An 18,720-nucleotide genomic window follows, 5' to 3' on the forward strand; every position below is an offset into this window, starting at 1 on the left:
ATTCAACTTTGTTTCCGTCCGTGAGCAAAGGTGATGCGAAAGCAGCCGCCGCCTTGGCGTGGTTTGAAGTCTAGGCGGGCCTGGTTGCTTTCGCACAGCTCACGGGACAGATACAGCCCAAGGCCGGTGCCCTGGTGACTGGTGGTGAAGAAAGGTTCGAACAGTTGCGCCTGATGATCCAGCGGCACGCCGGCGCCGTCATCCAGCACTTCGAGGATCGGCAACTGGCTGCCGGGTTCGATGAACAACTCAAGCCAGACCTGCGCCATGTCGTGGTTTTGCGCGCTGTGGCGCCACGCGTTGCGTATCAGGTTGTCGATGATCTGGTGCAGTTGGTTCGGGTCCATCAGGGTCGTGAAGTCACCGGGGCCGATGTTCAGGTGGATCTGCTGGCGCTCGGTCGCGGCCTCGCGGGTTTGCGTGACGAACTGTTGCAGCCACGGCTTCAAGTCGAGGCGTTGCGCCACGGTCTGCTGGCGGCGGGACAATTGCAGGACGTTTTCGATTACCCGATTCATGCGCTGAGAGTGGTCTTGAATAATCTGCGTCAGACGTTGATCCGCGCTGTTCAGTTCCTCAGATTCTCGCAATAGCTGCGCGGCATGACTGATGGCACCCAACGGATTGCGGATTTCATGGGCGATGCCGGCGGTCAGGCGGCCGAGGGCGGCGAGTTTCAGTTGTTGGGCTTGTTGGGCGATTTGCGCGAGATCTTCCAGAAAAACCAGGGTTTGGTGTTGGGGGCTCGGGTCCAGGGCGATGAAACTGGGTTGCAGCTCCATGCCGCTGCTGGCGATTTTCAGGCTTTGGGGGCGCAGTGTCGGGTTGTTGAGCCACAGGTGCAGACGTTCGACGAGCGACGGGAAGTGGTCGTCGATCAGTTGGCCTTCAAGGCGATCGCAACCCAGCAGGGCCAAGGCACTCTGATTGGCCAATTGCACGCGGCGCTGGTCGTCGAGCACCAGGATGCCGGTGCGCATGCGTTGCAGGATCAGGGCATTGAGCGCTTCAAGGCCGACGACTTCGCTGACCTTCTGTTCCACCAGCGTTTCGCTGACTTCCAGGCGTCGGACCAGGCCTTGTACCAGCAGTGCGGCGGCAAAACACAGGGCGCCGAGGGTGCCGACCTGCAAGTAGTCATTGGGACTGGCGCGGTGGGTAAAACCCAGCAGAAAGCTTGAGCCGACGATGCCGATCGCCGCGACGGCGGCAATCAACAGGCCGATGCGCCTTCGCACCAAGGTATTGCTGATGGCCACCGAGACGATCAGCAAGTTACCGATGGCGCTGGCCACACCGCCGCCGGCATAGAACAGGCCGCACAGCAGCAAGACGTCGAGCAGCGCCAGGCTGAACAGTTGTGCCGGGCGGCGGGTGTTCTCGAAGAAGACCACCAGCAGAATATTCAGCACCAGGTACAACCAGCTGCCACTGCGCAGCAGGTCGTCATTGGCTGACGTCAGCAACTGGTTGTCCATGTTGCTGGAGATCAGCAACACCAGAATGATGCCGACGCTTAAACGGTAGAGATGATAAAGGCGCAGCAGTCGCTGAGCCTGTTTGCCGCCGTGACTGGACGCCTCAGCGATCACTGGAACCGGGGCCTTGCTCAAGGTGAGCCTGGCTGCAATACCACTGTTGTTGAAGGCTCAGCGCGCGGTCGCGAGGCAGGTGCACGCCGCAATGGGCGCATCGGACCATCGGCGCGGCTTCCAGCTCGGCATTGGGCTTGGGGGAGGACACCTGGCTCTTGTACTTGCGCCAGAACCACACCGCGGCGGCAATCACGGCGATCCAGAAGAGTAAACGAAGCATGATGAGCTGCTTTATTGGCTGATGAACCGGCAGTTTAGCCGGGGACATGACAGGCGCACAGTGCAATTGGCATTCACAAAAAAACGGCAATAAAAAAGGGAGACTCAAGAGTCTCCCTTTTTGTACCGCCGGTCGTGTCAGTCGAACACGCCGAAGGTCATGTAGCTGAACCACGAACGGTCTTCGTTGTTGCCTTGCGCTTCGTGCTCTTCTTCCTCGATCACTTCGCCGTCAGCATCTTTAGGCTTGAGTTCGTTCGGAATGGCTTCTTTCGCGTCCTGGAACTGCTTCTGCACGTCCTGGTTGGCACGGGTCTCTCCCGGCGGCAGCGGAGGACGGGATTCGATCAGGCCCAGGGTGGCCTTGCTCAGCCACGAACGGTTGTCGGCTTCGGCAACCGACGGCACGAACTGACCATCAACCAGCGATGGGTGGTTCGGGTAGTTGAGCTTCAGGGTTTCAAGGCTGGTGGCGGCCAGATCGTCCAGGTGCAGACGCTGGTAGGACTCGGTCATCACCGCCAGGCCGTCACCGACCGAAGGGGTTTCCTGGAAGTTTTCCACTACGTAGCGACCACGGTTTGCAGCAGCGACATAGGCCTGACGGGTCAGGTAATAGTCGGCCACGTGGATCTCGTAGGCTGCCAGCAGGTTGCGCAGGTAGATCATCCGCTGCTTGGCGTCAGGCGAGTAGCGGCTGTTCGGGAAGCGGCTGGTCAGCTGGGCGAACTCGTTGTAAGAGTCGCGCGCGGCCCCCGGGTCACGCTTGGTCATGTCCAGCGGCAGGAAGCGCGACAGCAGGCCAACGTCCTGGTCGAAAGACGTCAGGCCTTTGAGGTAATACGCGTAATCGACATTCGGGTGCTGTGGATGCAGACGAATGAAACGCTCCGCAGCGGCTTTTGCAGCCTCTGGTTCGGCGTTCTTGTAGTTGGCGTAGATGAGCTCGAGTTGCGCCTGATCGGCATAACGACCGAACGGATAACGCGATTCCAGAGCCTTCAGCTTGGCGGTGGCACTGGTGTAGCTGTTGTTGTCCAGGTCGGCTTGAGCCTGTTGGTACAACTCGACTTCACTCAGGTTTTCGTCTACGACTTCCTTCGATGAGCAAGCAGCGGTCAATGCGAGGATGGCGATCAGCAGCAGGTGTTTCACTTGCATGGCGGCTTGCGTCCCTATGACGGCCGCTGTCTTGGGCGTGGCCGTCCTGTTATGATGAGCGCCCCGTTGAATAGCCTCGGGGCAAAAGACGCCGTATTTAACCACAAGCGCGCAGCCGAAACCAAAGGCTGTGCCGACGCCTAGTCTGAGCATGTCCGATAAAATTGAACTTCGCGCAGAGGTGCCGTCCGAATTGGGCGGCCAACGCCTCGATCAAGTCGCCGCACAATTATTCGCTGAGCACTCGCGCTCGCGCCTTTCCGCCTGGATCAAAGACGGCCGCCTGACTGTGGATGGGGCGGTTATCCGCCCGCGAGACATCGTTCACGGTGGCGCCATTCTTGAACTCACTGCCGAGCAGGAAGCTCAGGGCGAATGGATCGCTCAAGACATCGAGCTCGACATCGTCTATGAAGACGACGAAATCCTGGTGATCAACAAGCCTGCGGGCCTGGTGGTGCATCCGGCAGCCGGTCATGCCGATGGCACCTTGCTCAACGCTTTGCTGCACCACGTGCCGGACATCATCAATGTGCCCCGCGCCGGTATCGTGCATCGTCTGGACAAGGACACCACCGGTCTGATGGTGGTGGCCAAGACCATTCAGGCGCAGACGCAGCTGGTTACACAGTTGCAGAGCCGCAGCGTCAGCCGCATCTATGAATGCATCGTGATTGGTGTGGTGACGGCGGGTGGCAAGATCAATGCGCCGATCGGTCGTCATGGCCAGCAACGCCAGCGCATGGCCGTGATGGAAGGCGGCAAGCCAGCCGTCAGTCATTACCGCGTGCTTGAGCGTTTCCGTTCCCACACCCACGTGCGGGTGAAGCTGGAAACCGGTCGTACGCACCAGATTCGCGTGCACATGGCGCACATCAACTACCCGTTGGTCGGAGACCCTGCCTACGGCGGTCGTTTCCGGATTCCGCCGGCAGCCAACCCGACCATGGTCGAGTCGCTGAAAAACTTCCCGCGTCAGGCACTGCATGCGCGGTTCCTGGAGCTGGATCATCCGACGACCGGTCAACGCATGAGCTGGGAATCGCCGCTGCCGGAAGATTTCGTCTGGTTGCTGACCCTGCTCAAGCAAGACCGCGAGGCGTTCATCGGATGAGTGACTGGCTGATTCCTGACTGGCCCGCGCCGGCCGGGGTCAAAGCCTGCGTCACCACCCGGGCGGGCGGCGTCAGTCTGGCGCCGTTCGACAGCCTCAACCTCGGCGATCACGTCGACGACAGCCCTGAAGCTGTCGCCGAGAATCGCCGTCGCCTCACCGATCATTTTTCCATCCGGCCGGCCTGGTTGCAGCAGGTTCACGGCATTGTCGTGGCGCACGCGGACCCGAGCCGAGTGGTGACCGCCGACGCCAGTTGGACGGCCACCCCAGGTATTGCCTGTGCGGCAATGACTGCCGACTGCCTGCCAGCGCTGTTTTGCAACCGTGCCGGTACTCGCGTCGCGGCAGCTCATGCTGGATGGCGCGGGTTGGCGGCGGGTGTACTCGAAGCAACGCTCGACAGTCTGGAGGTGCCACCTGCCGAAGTCTTGGTATGGCTCGGCCCAGCCATTGGCCCGCGAGCCTTTGAAGTCGGCCCTGAAGTACGCGAAACCTTTGTGCAGCAACTGCCACAAGCAGATGAAGCCTTTGTGCCCAGCGCAAACGCCGGCAAGTTCATGGCCGACATCTATATGCTCGCGCGCTTGCGCTTGGCCGCTCGCGGTGTGACGGCGGTCTATGGCGGCGGTTTCTGCACCGTCACCGATCCACGCTTCTTTTCCTACCGTCGTGCGTCCCGCACCGGTCGATTCGCCTCCCTTATCTGGCTCGAACGCTAGACTTGTCTGATCTGCATCAACGTCTCGACGCTTGAAACTCCCAGAATCGACCACATCTATTGTGATATCTGGCAGGTTTCTTCATTCAGGATGTTTTATAGGTCCGGCCTGCTCAAAAGGAAGGTGACCCATGCGTATAGACCGTTTAACCAGCAAATTGCAGTTAGCGTTGTCCGATGCCCAATCCCTGGCTGTCGGCCTCGATCATCCGGCCATCGAGCCGGCCCACTTGATGCAAGCCTTGCTCGAACAGCAGGGCGGTTCGATCAAGCCCCTGCTGATGCAGGTGGGCTTCGACGTCAACAGCCTGCGTAAAGAGCTGACCAAAGAACTCGACCAACTGCCGAAAATCCAGAACCCGACCGGCGACGTCAATATGTCGCAGGATCTGGCGCGACTGCTCAATCAGGCTGACCGTCTGGCCCAGCAGAAGGGCGACCAGTTCATCTCCAGTGAGCTGGTGCTGCTCGCCGCCATGGACGAAAACAGCAAGCTCGGCAAGCTGTTGCTCGGTCAGGGCGTGAGCAAGAAAGCCCTGGAAAACGCGATCAACAACTTGCGTGGTGGCGAGGCCGTCAACGACCCGAACCACGAGGAGGCGCGCCAAGCGCTCGACAAATACACCGTTGACCTGACCAAGCGCGCCGAAGACGGCAAGCTTGATCCGGTGATCGGCCGTGACGACGAAATTCGCCGAACGATCCAGGTACTGCAACGCCGCACCAAGAACAACCCGGTGCTGATCGGTGAACCTGGCGTGGGTAAAACCGCCATCGCCGAAGGCCTGGCCCAGCGCATCATCAATGGCGAAGTGCCGGATGGCCTCAAGGGCAAGCGCCTGTTGTCCCTGGACATGGGGGCGTTGATTGCCGGTGCCAAGTATCGCGGTGAGTTCGAAGAGCGCCTGAAATCCCTGCTTAATGAGCTGTCGAAGCAGGAAGGGCAGATCATTCTGTTCATCGACGAGCTGCACACCATGGTCGGCGCCGGTAAAGGCGAAGGCTCGATGGATGCGGGCAACATGCTCAAGCCCGCCCTGGCACGCGGTGAGCTGCATTGCGTCGGCGCAACCACGCTCAACGAGTATCGCCAATATATAGAGAAGGACGCCGCGCTTGAGCGACGCTTCCAGAAAGTGTTGGTGGACGAACCGAGCGAAGAAGACACCATCGCCATCCTGCGTGGTTTGAAAGAACGCTATGAGGTTCACCACAAGGTGGCGATCACCGACGGTGCGATCATCGCGGCGGCCAAGCTCAGCCATCGCTACATCACTGACCGGCAGTTGCCGGACAAGGCCATCGACTTGATCGACGAGGCCGCCAGCCGCATCCGCATGGAGATCGACTCCAAGCCGGAAGTGCTGGATCGCCTGGAGCGTCGCCTGATTCAGCTGAAGGTGGAATCCCAGGCGCTGAAGAAAGAAAGCGACGACGCAGCGAAGAAACGTCTGGAAAAACTGCAGGAAGAAATCGCTCGGCATGAGCGTGAGTACTCTGATCTCGAAGAAATCTGGAACTCGGAAAAAGCCGAAGTTCAGGGTTCTGCGCAGATCCAGCAAAAGATCGAACAGTCCCGGCAGGAACTGGAAACCGCTCGCCGTAAAGGCGACCTGAACCGCATGGCCGAATTGCAGTACGGGGTGATCCCGGACCTGGAGCGCAGCCTGCAAATGGTCGATCAGCATGGCAAACCCGAAAACCAGTTGCTGCGCAGCAAGGTGACTGAAGAAGAGATCGCCGAAGTCGTGTCGAAGTGGACCGGTATCCCGGTGTCGAAGATGCTCGAAGGCGAGCGCGACAAACTGATGAAGATGGAAAGCCTGTTGCACAAACGTGTGATTGGCCAGGAAGAGGCGGTGGTCGCGGTTTCCAACGCGGTACGGCGTTCCCGCGCCGGGTTGTCCGACCCGAACCGGCCAAGTGGCTCGTTCATGTTCCTCGGCCCGACCGGTGTCGGTAAAACCGAGCTGTGCAAGGCGTTGGCCGAGTTCCTCTTTGATACGGAAGAGGCGATGGTGCGGATCGACATGTCCGAGTTCATGGAGAAGCATTCCGTGGCTCGCTTGATCGGCGCGCCACCAGGGTATGTCGGTTATGAAGAGGGCGGTTATCTGACCGAGGCAGTGCGTCGCAAGCCTTATTCGGTGATCCTCATGGATGAAGTCGAGAAGGCGCACCCGGATGTGTTCAACATCTTGCTGCAAGTGCTCGAAGATGGTCGCCTGACTGACAGCCATGGCCGCACGGTGGACTTCAAGAACACCGTGATTGTCATGACCTCTAACCTGGGGTCGGTGCAGATCCAGGAGCTGGTCGGTGATCGTGAGGCGCAGCGTGCGGCGGTCATGGATGCCATTTCCACGCACTTCCGGCCTGAGTTCATCAACCGGGTCGACGAAGTGGTGATCTTCGAGCCATTGGCGCGGGATCAGATCGCCGGCATCACCGAGATTCAGTTGGGTCGTCTGCGTAGCCGCCTGACCGAGCGTGAGCTGAAGCTTGAACTCAGCCCTGAGGCCATGGATAAGCTGATCGCGGTGGGTTACGACCCGGTGTACGGTGCACGCCCGCTCAAACGAGCGATTCAGCGCTGGATCGAGAACCCGCTGGCGCAGTTGATTCTGTCGGGACGATTCATGCCTGGGGACACGGCCCATGGTGTGGTGGAAAACGACGAAATCGTCTTCACCTGATCCTCGACGGCAGCAAAAATGAAAAGGCCTCGCATTGCGAGGTCTTTTTTTCGTTAGGCTGTTGAACTCAAAGGAAAAGGCTTGTAAAGTGCGCCCCGCAGTCAGTCACCCGCCAGGGTTTCCGCTCCCCAAGCAGGAATCCAAAATAAGTTGCAAATCATTAACTTGAAAGCAATTTAGGGGGTTGACAGAGGTGCTGAAGATTGTAGAATAGCGCGCCTCAGACACACGAACGCAGCGATGCGAACGAGTCGAAGAGAACGCAGTAAAGCTTCAAAGTTGTAAATTGAAATATGTAGTTCCGTGATAGCTCAGTCGGTAGAGCAAATGACTGTTAATCATTGGGTCCCAGGTTCGAGTCCTGGTCACGGAGCCAATTTCAAACCGGGGTATAGCGCAGTCCGGTAGCGCGCCTGCTTTGGGAGCAGGATGTCAGGAGTTCGAATCCCCTTACCCCGACCATTTTTGGGTCGTTAGCTCAGTTGGTAGAGCAGTTGGCTTTTAACCAATTGGTCGTAGGTTCGAATCCCACACGACCCACCATTTTTGAAACCAGTTAACGCTGGAATCGAATCTTAAGATCAGACGCCAAAAGCTCTGTTCGCAGAAGGCGCCTCTCGAAGGTGCCTTTTTTTTACCGGGGTATAGCGCAGTCCGGTAGCGCGCCTGCTTTGGGAGCAGGATGTCAGGAGTTCGAATCCCCTTACCCCGACCATATTAAAAATCCTCGTATCGAAAGATACGGGGATTTTTTTTGGATTTTTTTTGGTGTGAGCACTTCGGCTGCAATGGGTCCACCCGTCGGAGTACACGCCCCCTGTAGGAGCCGGCTTGCTGGCGATGGTGGTCAACGATAACGCGTGATGACGGGTTGAATGGGGGGCACGACCAACTGGTGGACACCGCCGAGCGCACTACGACACATCGCGGACCATCGTCAGCCTGTTCATTGCGCTTGCCGCATTGGCGACCGTTGCCCTGGCAATGTTGCTGACCCGCAGCATCGTCCGTCCTCTGAGCGAAGCCGTAAGCGCTGCAGAACATGTGGCACAGGGCGATCTGACCCGACCGATCGAAACCCACGGCAATGACGAAGTCAGCCGTTTGCTCAAGGCCTTGGCGACCAGGCAGCAAAACCGCGGGTGCTGCACACTATCACGGCCTCGGTGCATCAGATTCATGAGCGAAACCTGGTGATCGCCAGCGCGGCCGAAGAACAGGCTCAGGTGGCACGTGAGGTCGATCGCAATCTTGTGAACATTCGAAATCTGTCGGTGCGTTCGGCCGCCGGGGCCGATCAGACCAATGCATCGAGCCATGAGCTGTCGCAGTTGGCCAATGCCTTGCAGGGGATGGTGCGGCGTTTCCGGGTGTAATTTTTCCCGGATAGAAATGTGGGAGCCAGCCTGCTCGCGAAAGCGGTAAGACATTCAGCACATCAGTTGAATGTTAAACCGTCATCGCGAGCAGGCTCGCTCCCACGTTGGTTGGGCGGTATTAATGCAGCTTCAGGCGGGGCTCGGTGCCGCGTCCGATCTTGCTGCCCAGCATCAGCATCGCCGTGCGGAACGGGCCGTACAACGCCATCTGGTGCATGCGGTACAACGAGACATAAAACATCCGCGCCAGCCAGCCTTCGAGCATCACGCTGCCGGTGAGGTTGCCCATCAAGTTACCCACAGCGGAAAAACGCGACAGCGAAATCAAGGAGCCGTAGTCGGTGTACTTGTACTCCGGCAGCGCCTTGCCTTCGATGCGCAGCTTCAGCGATTTGGCCAGCAACGATGCTTGTTGATGCGCAGCCTGGGCGCGCGGCGGGACGTTGCGGTCGGTGCCTGGTTGTGGGCAGGCGGCGCAGTCACCGAAGGCAAAAATGTTTTCGTCGCGGGTGGTTTGCAGGGTCGGCAGCACTTGCAGCTGATTGATGCGGTTGGTTTCCAGGCCGTCGATGTCCTTGAGGAACCCCGGTGCGCGAATCCCCGCCGCCCAGACTTTCAGGCTGGCGTTGATCACTTTGCCATCCGCGGTGATCAGGCTGTCAGCCGTCACTTCGCTGACCGCTGCGTTGGTCATCACGTTGACCCCGAGTTTCTCCAGGGTTTTATGCACAGGCCCGCCGATGCGTTCCGGTAGCGCTGGCAATACCCGTGGACCGGCTTCGATCAAGGTGATGTGCATGTTTTCCGGTTTGATCCGGTCCAGGCCATAAGCCGCCAGCTCATGGGCGGCGTTGTGCAGTTCGGCAGCCAGTTCGACCCCGGTGGCACCGGCGCCGACGATGGCCACGCTGATCTGCTCGACTTTGTCGGTCTGCCCGGCATGGGCGCGCAGGTAGTGGTTGAGCAGTTGCTGGTGGAAGCGCTCAGCCTGTTTGCGGGTATCGAGAAACAAGCAGTGCTGGGCCGCGCCCAAGGTGCCGAAATCGTTGGTGGTGCTGCCGACGGAGATCACCAGCGAGTCGTACGGCACTTCACGGGCGGGCACCAGTTCCAGACCGGCTTCGTCGTAGGTGGCGGCCAGCTGGATTTTCTTGTTCTCGCGATCGAGCCCGCTCATGCGCCCCAGCTGGAACTCGAAGTGGTTCCATTTGGCCTGGGCGACATAGTTGAGTTCGTCTTCGGAAGAGTTCAGCGACCCGGCCGCCACTTCGTGCAACAGCGGCTTCCAGATGTGGGTCAGGTTCGCGTCGACCAGCATGACGCTGGCAGTGCCGCGCTTGCCCAGAGTCTTACCCAGACGGGTAGCCAACTCCAGACCGCCGGCGCCGCCGCCGACAATAACAATACGATGGGACATGGGGATAACTCGCAAGGCTAAAAGAAATCGGTACAGTCAACCGCGCGAGCGCAAGGCAGCTCATAGCGTCAGGTAACTGATAAAACGGCTCAACAGGCCTAAACCAATGGTCACTGCCAATACCAGTACAAGGAGCATCCACGGCCGGAAAGGTCGGCGCTCGACTTGGTGCTGGGACAGTTGCAGGTACTCTTCGACATGTTTTTGGTCGTCGGGGTTCAGGCGGCTGGTCATAAAGGCCTCGTCAGGTAGACGTTGCTGAATGTGTAGAAGCTACAGGCTGATTTAACGAACGATGAACGGAGCATAGCCGGTGTCCGGAACAGGCTCGACGTTCACCGTATCGTCCAGGCGAATGATGCCACTTTGTAACACTCGGGCAGTGATCCCGCCATGCCCGCGTACAGCTTGAAAGGTGCCCGGGCCGAGGTTGTTTTGCAGGCGTGCGCAAGGCTGGCACCAGCCAGTGGTTTCGAAAATCGCCTGGCCGATCCGGAAACGCCGGCCCTTGAGGCTGAACAGGTTGATCCCGCTGATAACGAGATTGCGCCGCAGATCTTCAGGTTTGACCGGTTGATCGCTCGGGCGGCCCATCAGCGAACTGATCACCGCCAGATGTTCCCACTGAATCAGTGTCACTTGCCGCGCATTGCGTACGCCTGGACGGGCGCGGTCACCGGTCAAACCGGCCTCCAGTCGCGCTTCCACCGCATCCAGTTCGATCATCGGCGCGTTACGTTCCGGGCGCACGCCGATCCAGCGCACGCGGCCGGTTTGCGGGACATCGGCAATCAGTGCCTGCAATGGACTCACAGGCTGATCCCGACATCGAAGACGATGCTGCGTCCCAGGTTGCTGCGCAGGAAATCCGGTGCGTCGGGATGGGCGAACAGGACGCGGGCGAACGTCGGCCCTACCAGCGACAGCGAGCGCCAGCCCTGGCGCAGGTATTCGGTGGGCGGCGGGAAATGGCTGTTGAGGTCCAGCACTTCGCGTTTGAGGCTGGCGAAGGCGATGATGTCCAACTCACCCAAGTCCATGCCGCGCTCTTTGTAGTTATGCGCCTTCTTGCGCAAGGTCGGCGCCAGCCGCAGCAGGAACTCGTTGGCGGGGATGCGTCGCGGCTTGGCTTCGCGTCGCACCAGCTGGCTCAGGGAGAACGCGCTGCGCCGGCGTTGCAGTTCATCGCGCCACTCATCATTGAGGCGCCGCCCCTCGTCGAGCACGAAGAACACTTCGAAACTGGCGTCGCGAAACAGGACGTCCGGCGGTTCCCCGGCCGGGGCGAATTCGTCGGCGCGATAGGGAATGTTCAGCCCTTGCAGCAGGCGTTGGCAGACCCAACGCTCACGCTCCCATTTGCGGGCATTGGACAGGAACGCGTTGGCTTGCTCGGCCGCGATGGTCAGCAGGCGTAAGTAATCTGAGTCATCCATAGGCCCAAGCTTAGCGTTCAAATGTGATCGCAAAGAAGACAGTTTGTCGGAGAGGGTCAATTCCTCCGGTTCTCATGCCCAATTCAGGGCTCTGCACAAAACGGATAGTGATCTGCGCGCACTGGATATTGCCACGTATCGGATGGCTCTACCCTCGGCTGTACGGACGTAAGCCGTGTTACCGACGCTCTACAAAAACAACAACAAGAGATGAATGCCATGCGCAAGATCGACGTACATGAGGTTATCGACAACGCTCGTTTCAACCGCTTTCACTGGATGGTGCTGTTTTGGTGTGCCCTGATCATCATCTTCGACGGTTACGATCTGGTGATCTACGGCGTGGTCTTGCCAATGCTGATGAAAGAGTGGGGGCTCAGTCCTCTGCAAGCCGGTGCACTGGGGAGTTACGCATTGTTCGGCATGATGTTCGGCGCGCTGTTCTTTGGCCCGTTGTCGGACAAGATCGGCCGCAAGAAAGCCATCACCCTTTGCGTGATCCTCTTCAGTGGTTTCACCGTGCTCAACGGTTTCGCCCGAAACCCTGCCGAGTTCGGCATTTGTCGCTTCATTGCCGGGCTCGGCATTGGCGGCGTGATGCCTAACGTCGTGGCGCTGATGAACGAATACGCGCCGAAAAAAATCCGCAGCACACTGGTGGCGATCATGTTCAGTGGTTACTCGGTGGGCGGCATGTTGTCCGCCGGGCTGGGCATTGTGTTGATCCCGAGTTTCGGCTGGCAGTCGGTGTTTTACGTGGCGGTCCTGCCGTTGCTGTTGTTGCCGCTGATCATGTATTTCCTGCCCGAATCGGTGGGTTTCATGCTGCGTCAGGGACGCAATGAAGAGGCGCGCAACATTCTTCAACGCGTCGACCCCGCGTACGTCGCACAAACGTCCGATCAGTTGCACATGGATGAAGTGAAAGGCACGGGCGCCCCGGTGTTGCAGTTGTTCCGTGAGGGCCGTGCGCTGCGCACGCTGATGCTGTGGCTGGCGTTTTTCTGCTGCCTGCTGATGGTGTATGCGCTGAGTTCCTGGCTGCCGAAATTGATGGCCAACGCCGGTTACAGCCTGGGCTCGAGCCTGTCGTTCCTGCTGGTGTTGAACTTCGGGGCGATTTTCGGCGCGGTGGGCGGCGGGGTGTTGGGTGACAAACTCAATCTGCCGAAAGTACTGGCGGTGTTTTTTGCCATGGCGGCGGTGTCGATCACCCTGCTGGGCTTCAACAGCCCGATGCCGGTGTTGTACCTGCTGATCGCCATTGCGGGTGCCACCACCATTGGTTCGCAGATTTTGCTGTACGCCTGTGCCGCGCAGTTTTACTCCATGACGATTCGTTCTACCGGGTTGGGTTGGGCGTCGGGCATCGGGCGCAACGGTGCCATCGTCGGTCCGCTGCTGGGCGGTGCCTTGCTCGGGATCAGCCTGCCCCTGCAACTGAACTTCATGGCGTTTGCCTTGCCCGGGGCGGTGGCAGCCCTGGCCATGACCGTATTCGCCATCAGCAGCCGACGCAGCGCTTCCAGCGTCAGCCCGGCGCTGTCAGCGACCGGTGCCTGAGTCATGAAAGGTTTTTTCCGGGACTTCTCCCTGTCTGCCGCCGTGGCTGGATTCATCGCCACGGTGATTTCCTACGCCGGCCCGTTGGTGATCATTTTTCAGGCGGCTGAAGCGGCACATCTTTCGCGGGAAGTGCTGTCGTCCTGGATCTGGGCGATCTCCATTGGCAGCGCAGTGCTGGGTATCGGTTTGAGCCTGCGCTACCGCGTGCCGGTGATCATTGCCTGGTCGGCGCCGGGCTCGGCGTTGCTGGTGGCGCTGTTGCCGGAAATCTCCATGGCAGAGGCGGTGGGGGCGTATCTGGTGAGCAGCCTGATCATTTTCGTGGTCGGCATTTCGGGGGCGTTCGACCGGATCATCAGCAAGCTGCCCGGCGCCATTGCCGCGGCGATGCTGGCGGGGATCCTGTTCAGCTTTGGCACCGGGTTGTTTGTGTCGATGCAGCACAAGCCGATGCTGGTCCTGGCGATGTTTGCCTGCTACCTGATCTGCAAGCGGTTGATGCCGCGCTATGCGGTGATGATGGTGCTGCTGGTGGGCTGTTCGATTGCCGCGTTCACTGGCGATTTACATCGTGAAACGTTGGTGATCGGCCTGGCCACGCCGGTGTGGATCACGCCCGAATTCAGCCTCGGCGCGATCCTGAACATCGCCTTGCCGCTGGTGATGGTGGCGCTGACCGGTCAGTTCGTGCCCGGCATGGCGGTGCTGCGCGCCAGCGGTTATTCCATACCGGCCAGCCCGATCATCGCCAGCAACGCGCTGGGCACGGCGCTGCTGGCGCCGTTCGGTTGCCATGGGCTGAACCTGGCGGCGATCACCGCGGCGATCTGCACCGGGCGCGAATCCCACGAAGATCCACGTAAACGCTACGTGGCCGGAGTCGTCGGCGGCCTGTGTTACCTGCTGTTCGGGATTTTCGGTGCCACGTTGGTTTCACTGTTTTCGGCGTTCCCCAAAGAACTGATCGCGGCGCTGGCCGGGTTGGCGCTGTTCGCCGCCATTGCCGGTGCGTTGACGGGCGCCATGGCTGTGGCGGGCGATCGCGAAGCCGCGCTGGTGACCTTTCTGGTCACCGCTTCGGGCATGTCGCTGTTCGGGTTGTCTGCCGCTTTCTGGGGGCTGATTTTCGGCATGGTCACCCATGTGCTGTTAAACGCTCGTCGTCCCGTTCCCCTTCGCAAATCCGCTGCAACTGAAGTTGTTCAACCTGTCGATCAATAACAATAAGAGAAAGACAATGAAACAGACTCTCCCAACAACCGGTTCGGTGTTGTCCCTGGCTGTCGTCTCGGGTTTTTCCGCAGGCGCGATGGCCGCAGAAAAAGGCTTTATCGAAGACACCAGCGCGACGTTGCAGGCGCGCAATTATTACTTCAGTCGCGACTTTTCCGACATCGTCGGTGCCAACCAGCAGTCGAAGGCTGAAGAGTGGGCGCAGGGCTTTATTCTCAACGTGAAGTCCGGCTACACCCAGGGCACCGTCGGTTTTGGTCTGGACGTCATCGGCCTGCTCGGCCTCAAGCTCGACAGCGCTCCGGACCGCACCAATACCGGTTTGTTGCCGGTGCAGGACGACGGTCGTGCGGCGGATAACTACAGCCGCCTCGAAGGCGCTTTGAAAATGCGCTACTCCAGAACCGAGCTGAAAGTCGGAGAGCTGCAACCCAATTTGCCAGTGTTGGCATTCAGCGATATTCGCCTGCTGCCACCGAGTTACCAAGGCGCAAGTATCACCTCCAACGAGATCAATGGCCTGACACTGCAGGGTGGCCATTTACGCTCAACCAGCCTGCGCAACGAAGCCGGCGACGAGAAGATGCAAGCAATGCTCGGCCATGTGCCGCAGCGCCAGGTCAGCAGTGACGGGTTCAATTTTGCCGGCGCCGATTATGCTTTCAACGACAAGCGCAGTTCGGTCAGCGCCTGGTACGGGCAACTGGAAGATATCTACAACCAGCGCTTCCTGGGTCTGAAGCACAGTGAGCCGGTGGGGGACTGGGTTCTCGGTGCCAACCTCGGCTACTACGGCTCACGCGAGGACGGCAAAAAACTGCTGGGCAACATCGACAACCAGGCGTTCTTCTCGTTGCTGTCGGCCAAGCGTGGCGGCCATACGTTTTACGTCGGCTATCAGGGCATGTTCGGTGACAGCGCATTTCCACGGGTGTTTGCCAACATCTCGCCCCTGGGCAACGAAGTGCCGACCTACGAGTTCGCCTACACCGATGAGCGTTCCTGGCAGGCGCGCTATGACTACGATTTCGCCGCGCTTGGCGTGCCGGGATTGACCAGTACCGTGCGCTACATCAGTGGCAACAATGTCGATACCGGGCAGGGCTTTGAGGGGAAGGACCGTGAACGTGACCTGGACATCGGCTATGTGCTGCAGAGTGGCAGCCTCAAAGGCTTGGGCATTCGCGTGCGCAATGCCATGGCGCGTTCCAACTACCGCAGTGATATCGACGAGAACCGCTTGATCCTCAGTTACACGTGGACGTTGCTATGAGCCTCTGATCACAGGTTGCTGGTGCAATCACCGATGACGTTGTAGGTCACGCGATGGGTCTGGCCCTGATGGTCGACATACTCCATGGTCGCCGGCACAACCCCGCACTCGGTCGCTGTGTCGGATATCGAAATCACTTTGGCGATGTCCAGTGGCTGCGCGGGGTTGTACATCTGCGCAGGAGCTTGGTTTTCAGCGGCCATGGCCGAGGTGGCGATAACGGCCAGTAACAGGCTGATTAACGATTTCATGTTGTGGTGCTCCGGTTCGGCGTTGATGCTTGAATTTTAGTCTTTGCCACCCTCCGATAAAGGGGCGAACGCCGGATGCAGTCTTGCGGAAAACGTAACAATCACGAGTTGTTCGCTCCCGGATTGCCAAAGTTGTGCGCCGCGCATGACTCGCTCATCAACGATGTGCGGCATTGAACGTGAGATCAAAAGAGGCGGTGTAGACTGGAGGCCTGTTCGCTTACGGCAAGACAAGGGAGTGCGCCCAGCCATGATCGGTGCCGAGTTACTGTCATCTGCAACCCTTACCGTGGGGTGGCTGATCTACGTACCGGTTTTGATATGGGCCGTTGCGCGGGCGCCCTGGGTGGAGTTGTTTACCGACAGCCGTCGTCAGCATTTGCTGTTCGGGACAGTGTTCGCATTGTTTCTGTTGTGGCTGGTGCGGCGGGATTTCGATACCGGCGTGTCCTATCACTTCATCGGCATGACGGCGGTGACGTTGCTGCTGGACTGGCCGCTGGCGCTCGTCGGCGGGCTGGTGGCGCAAATGGGGTTGGTGCTGCTGGGACGTCAGGACCTGGCTGCTGTCGGGGTCAACGGCGCCTTGCTGATTGCGTTACCGGTGCTGGTCACCGAGTGCTGTGCGATTCTCGTGGAGCGCGCGCAGCCGCGTAATCCCTTTGTGTACATCTTCGTTTCCGGCTTCTTCGCGGCGGCGCTGTCGGCGTTGTTGTGCCTGCTGCTGGCGCTCTGGTTGCTGTGGTTCGACGGGGTGTTTGCCATGCCGTACTGGCTGGAGGATTTCGTCGGCTACCTGTGGCTGATCATTTTCCCGGAGGCATTCATCAACGGCATGGTGGTCAGTGCGCTGGTGGTGTTTTGTCCCGAGTGGCTGGAGACGTTCAACCGCACGCGTTACTTGTCGGCGCCGTGGAAAGACGACGATCCCAAGCCTTGATGAGTCCCGGGATCGTCGATGAGAAGGATCAGTGACGCGGGTCGAAATCGCCGCTGAACAGTTCGTCCTCGGCATCGGGGGCGACGGGGATCTTGTGTTCTTCCGACGCCCAGGCGCCGAGGTCGATCAGTTTGCAACGGTCCGAACAGAACGGCCGGAATTTACTCTCGGCACTCCATTCGACAGGGGCGCCGCAGGTCGGGCATTCGACGGTTGGGGTTTGGCTCATGACTGGCCTCCACGCAAAGTTAGGTAAAAGTGATGCAGGCGCTCGACTTCGCTGTGCAGCCAGGCGAGGTCGCGGTCATTGACCACCACATCGTCGGCATGGCTGATGCGATCCTGACGGCTGGACTGGGCCTTGAGGATCGCCTGAACCTGCTGTTCGCTGGTCTGGTCGCGCCGCAAGGTGCGTTCGATCTGTAGCTGTTCAGGGGCATCGATGACCAGCACCCGTTGGGTCATGGCGTACTGGCCGGACTCGATCAGCAGCGGTGAAACCAGGATCGCGTAAGGTGATTTTGCCAGCGCCAGGTGATGGGCGATTTCTTCGCCGATCAGCGGATGCAGCAAGGCTTCCAGCCAGCGACGTTCATCCGGCACTTCGAAGATCAGTTTGCGCAATGCGGCGCGATCCAGTTGGCCGTCGGCCTGCAAGACGCCAGGGCCGAAGTGTTCGGCGATTTTCGCCAGCGCCGGCCGACCCGGTTCCACCACCCAGCGTGCGGCGTGATCGGCATCGACCGCGTGCACACCCAGGTCGATGAAATGCTGGGCAGCCGCGCTCTTGCCGCTGCCGATGCCGCCGGTCAGGCCGAGAATCCAGGGTTTTTCCACAGGGGTATTCATTTCAAACCGACAAACTGCCAATAGAAGTCGGTTATTTGACCACCCCAGAGCAAGGCAATCCAGCCGGCAATTGCCAGATAGGGGCCGAAGGGGATCGGCGTCGATGTTCTGGCATTGCGCAAGCGCAGGTAAATCACGCCAATCACCGCGCCCACCAAGGATGACAACAGGATCGTCAGCGGCAGAATTTGCCAGCCGCCCCACGCGCCAAACATCGCCAGCAACTTGAAGTCACCATGGCCCATGCCGTCCTTGCCGGTGAGCAGCTTGAACAGCCAGAACACCGACCACAGCGTCATGTAGCCGGCCACGGCGCCCCACACCGCGTCCGGTAACGGCACGAACAGACCGAGACTGTTGACGATCAGCCCCAGCCACAACAAGGGCAGCACCAGCACGTCCGGCAGCAGTTGGTGCTCGGCGTCGATCAGGCTCATGGCCAACAGGCTCCAGCTCAGGAGCAATGTCATGCACGCTTGCCAGCCGAAGCCGAAATGCCAGGCAATGAAAGCCGACCCCAGGCCGCAGGCCAGTTCGACCAGCGGATAACGCTTGCTGATCGGTGCTGCGCAGCCTGAACAGCGGCCGCGCAGGAACAGAAAACTGAGCAGCGGAATATTTTCCCACGGGCGTATCCGGTGGCTGCAATGGGGGCATTGGGAGTGGGGTAGAAACAGATTGAAGGTCGGCAGCGTTGATTCGCCGGGCTGCCCGAGGATCTCGTGGGCCTGCACGCGCCATTCGCGTTCCAGCATTTTCGGCAGGCGCCAGACCAGCACGTTGAGGAAGCTGCCGACCAGCAGGCCGATCACCCCGGCGATCACAACGAACGCCAGCGGGTATTGAATCAGTATTTCGTTCAAGGGCATG

General features: G+C 59.6%; 18 protein-coding genes, 4 tRNA genes and 1 pseudogene. 12 read left to right on the top strand and 11 right to left on the bottom strand.

Annotated elements, in window-relative coordinates; genetic code table 11:
* Positions 1 to 2 precede the first annotated feature (2 nt).
* The 3 genes from KHO07_RS04140 to KHO07_RS04150 all read right to left on the bottom strand — a co-directional run bounded on the left by KHO07_RS04140 (position 3) and on the right by KHO07_RS04150 (position 2,975).
* Positions 3 to 1,592 (bottom strand): ATP-binding protein, encoded by a 1,590-nt coding sequence (locus KHO07_RS04140; RefSeq protein WP_212627585.1) that lies wholly within the window; start codon positions 1,590 to 1,592, stop codon positions 3 to 5.
* Positions 1,582 to 1,815: a PP0621 family protein gene (locus KHO07_RS04145; RefSeq protein WP_212626532.1), complete on the bottom strand. Its 234-nt coding sequence runs from the start codon at positions 1,813 to 1,815 to the stop codon at positions 1,582 to 1,584. The genes KHO07_RS04140 and KHO07_RS04145 overlap by 11 nt, the downstream gene beginning before the upstream one ends.
* 137 nt (positions 1,816 to 1,952) lie before the next feature.
* Entirely contained in the window at positions 1,953 to 2,975 is a 1,023-nt protein-coding gene (locus KHO07_RS04150) for an outer membrane protein assembly factor BamD (RefSeq protein ID WP_075948413.1), read from the bottom strand.
* A 151-nt stretch (positions 2,976 to 3,126) separates the two neighbouring features.
* On the opposite strand from KHO07_RS04150, the gene rluD reads away from it, so the two are divergent.
* The 8 genes and pseudogenes from rluD to KHO07_RS04190 form a co-directional block, all read left to right on the top strand.
* Complete coding sequence (rluD, locus tag KHO07_RS04155; protein WP_075948414.1) at positions 3,127 to 4,089, top strand: 23S rRNA pseudouridine(1911/1915/1917) synthase RluD; 963 nt, start codon at positions 3,127 to 3,129, stop codon at positions 4,087 to 4,089.
* A complete protein-coding gene (pgeF, locus tag KHO07_RS04160) occupies positions 4,086 to 4,811 on the top strand; it encodes a peptidoglycan editing factor PgeF (protein ID WP_212626533.1) in 726 nt (241 codons plus the stop codon). Before rluD ends, pgeF begins: the two co-directional genes overlap by 4 nt.
* A 130-nt stretch (positions 4,812 to 4,941) precedes the next feature.
* On the top strand, positions 4,942 to 7,506 hold the full coding sequence (gene clpB / locus KHO07_RS04165; protein ID WP_212626534.1) for an ATP-dependent chaperone ClpB: 2,565 nt from the start codon (positions 4,942 to 4,944) through the stop codon (positions 7,504 to 7,506).
* A gap of 300 nt (positions 7,507 to 7,806) precedes the next feature.
* A tRNA-Asn gene (locus tag KHO07_RS04170) sits at positions 7,807 to 7,882 on the top strand.
* A 9-nt stretch (positions 7,883 to 7,891) separates the two neighbouring features.
* Positions 7,892 to 7,968 (top strand) — tRNA-Pro (locus KHO07_RS04175).
* A gap of 5 nt (positions 7,969 to 7,973) precedes the next feature.
* Positions 7,974 to 8,049: transfer RNA gene (locus KHO07_RS04180), tRNA-Lys, on the top strand.
* A gap of 95 nt (positions 8,050 to 8,144) precedes the next feature.
* A tRNA-Pro gene (locus KHO07_RS04185) sits at positions 8,145 to 8,221 on the top strand.
* A gap of 197 nt (positions 8,222 to 8,418) precedes the next feature.
* Positions 8,419 to 8,882: pseudogene (locus KHO07_RS04190) on the top strand (methyl-accepting chemotaxis protein); the annotation flags it as partial.
* A gap of 121 nt (positions 8,883 to 9,003) precedes the next feature.
* Here KHO07_RS04190 and KHO07_RS04195 read toward each other — a convergent pair.
* Genes KHO07_RS04195 through KHO07_RS04210 form a run of 4 tightly spaced genes read right to left on the bottom strand, consistent with a single transcriptional unit; the run spans position 9,004 to position 11,738 of the window.
* Positions 9,004 to 10,302, bottom strand: coding sequence for an NAD(P)/FAD-dependent oxidoreductase (locus KHO07_RS04195; RefSeq protein WP_150734758.1), 1,299 nt, complete (start codon positions 10,300 to 10,302; stop codon positions 9,004 to 9,006).
* Positions 10,303 to 10,362: 60 nt separating this feature from the next.
* The gene (locus KHO07_RS04200; protein WP_008022453.1) at positions 10,363 to 10,536 is read right to left on the bottom strand and encodes a DUF3094 domain-containing protein; all 174 of its coding nucleotides are present in this window, start codon (positions 10,534 to 10,536) and stop codon (positions 10,363 to 10,365) included.
* A 51-nt stretch (positions 10,537 to 10,587) separates the two neighbouring features.
* Complete coding sequence (locus tag KHO07_RS04205) at positions 10,588 to 11,115, bottom strand: MOSC domain-containing protein (RefSeq protein ID WP_150734759.1); 528 nt, start codon at positions 11,113 to 11,115, stop codon at positions 10,588 to 10,590.
* Positions 11,112 to 11,738 (bottom strand): DUF1780 domain-containing protein, encoded by a 627-nt coding sequence (locus KHO07_RS04210; protein WP_007970534.1) that lies wholly within the window; start codon positions 11,736 to 11,738, stop codon positions 11,112 to 11,114. The genes KHO07_RS04205 and KHO07_RS04210 overlap by 4 nt, the downstream gene beginning before the upstream one ends.
* A 219-nt stretch (positions 11,739 to 11,957) precedes the next feature.
* Here KHO07_RS04210 and KHO07_RS04215 point away from each other — a divergent pair, with 219 nt between their 5' ends.
* The 3 genes from KHO07_RS04215 to KHO07_RS04225 are packed head-to-tail and all read left to right on the top strand — an operon-like array spanning position 11,958 to position 15,810.
* Positions 11,958 to 13,301, top strand: coding sequence for an aromatic acid/H+ symport family MFS transporter (locus tag KHO07_RS04215; RefSeq protein WP_212626535.1), 1,344 nt, complete (start codon positions 11,958 to 11,960; stop codon positions 13,299 to 13,301).
* Positions 13,302 to 13,304: 3 nt separating this feature from the next.
* Positions 13,305 to 14,525 carry a benzoate/H(+) symporter BenE family transporter gene (locus tag KHO07_RS04220; protein WP_212626536.1) on the top strand — a complete coding sequence of 407 codons (1,221 nt, stop codon included), beginning with the start codon at positions 13,305 to 13,307 and terminating at the stop codon, positions 14,523 to 14,525.
* A 16-nt stretch (positions 14,526 to 14,541) separates the two neighbouring features.
* Positions 14,542 to 15,810 carry an OprD family porin gene (locus KHO07_RS04225; RefSeq protein WP_212626537.1) on the top strand — a complete coding sequence of 423 codons (1,269 nt, stop codon included), beginning with the start codon at positions 14,542 to 14,544 and terminating at the stop codon, positions 15,808 to 15,810.
* A gap of 8 nt (positions 15,811 to 15,818) precedes the next feature.
* Here KHO07_RS04225 and KHO07_RS04230 read toward each other — a convergent pair whose 3' ends face one another.
* On the bottom strand, positions 15,819 to 16,061 hold the full coding sequence (locus KHO07_RS04230) for a DUF2790 domain-containing protein (protein WP_150734763.1): 243 nt from the start codon (positions 16,059 to 16,061) through the stop codon (positions 15,819 to 15,821).
* A 250-nt stretch (positions 16,062 to 16,311) separates the two neighbouring features.
* Between KHO07_RS04230 and KHO07_RS04235 the strand changes: the two genes are divergently transcribed.
* The gene (locus KHO07_RS04235; protein ID WP_150734764.1) at positions 16,312 to 17,001 is read left to right on the top strand and encodes an energy-coupling factor ABC transporter permease; all 690 of its coding nucleotides are present in this window, start codon (positions 16,312 to 16,314) and stop codon (positions 16,999 to 17,001) included.
* A gap of 28 nt (positions 17,002 to 17,029) precedes the next feature.
* Here KHO07_RS04235 and yacG read toward each other — a convergent pair whose 3' ends face one another.
* Genes yacG through KHO07_RS04250 form a run of 3 tightly spaced genes read right to left on the bottom strand, consistent with a single transcriptional unit; the run spans position 17,030 to position 18,719 of the window.
* The gene (gene yacG, locus KHO07_RS04240; protein ID WP_056855639.1) at positions 17,030 to 17,230 is read right to left on the bottom strand and encodes a DNA gyrase inhibitor YacG; all 201 of its coding nucleotides are present in this window, start codon (positions 17,228 to 17,230) and stop codon (positions 17,030 to 17,032) included.
* The gene (coaE, locus tag KHO07_RS04245; RefSeq protein WP_212626538.1) at positions 17,227 to 17,850 is read right to left on the bottom strand and encodes a dephospho-CoA kinase; all 624 of its coding nucleotides are present in this window, start codon (positions 17,848 to 17,850) and stop codon (positions 17,227 to 17,229) included. Before coaE ends, yacG begins: the two co-directional genes overlap by 4 nt.
* A complete protein-coding gene (locus KHO07_RS04250) occupies positions 17,847 to 18,719 on the bottom strand; it encodes an A24 family peptidase (protein WP_212626539.1) in 873 nt (290 codons plus the stop codon). Before KHO07_RS04250 ends, coaE begins: the two co-directional genes overlap by 4 nt.
* Between the last annotated feature and the right edge of the window lies 1 nt (position 18,720).

Origin of the sequence: Pseudomonas sp. PP3 (assembly GCF_905336995.1) — a bacterium.
Lineage (GTDB): Bacteria > Pseudomonadota > Gammaproteobacteria > Pseudomonadales > Pseudomonadaceae > Aquipseudomonas > Aquipseudomonas reinekei.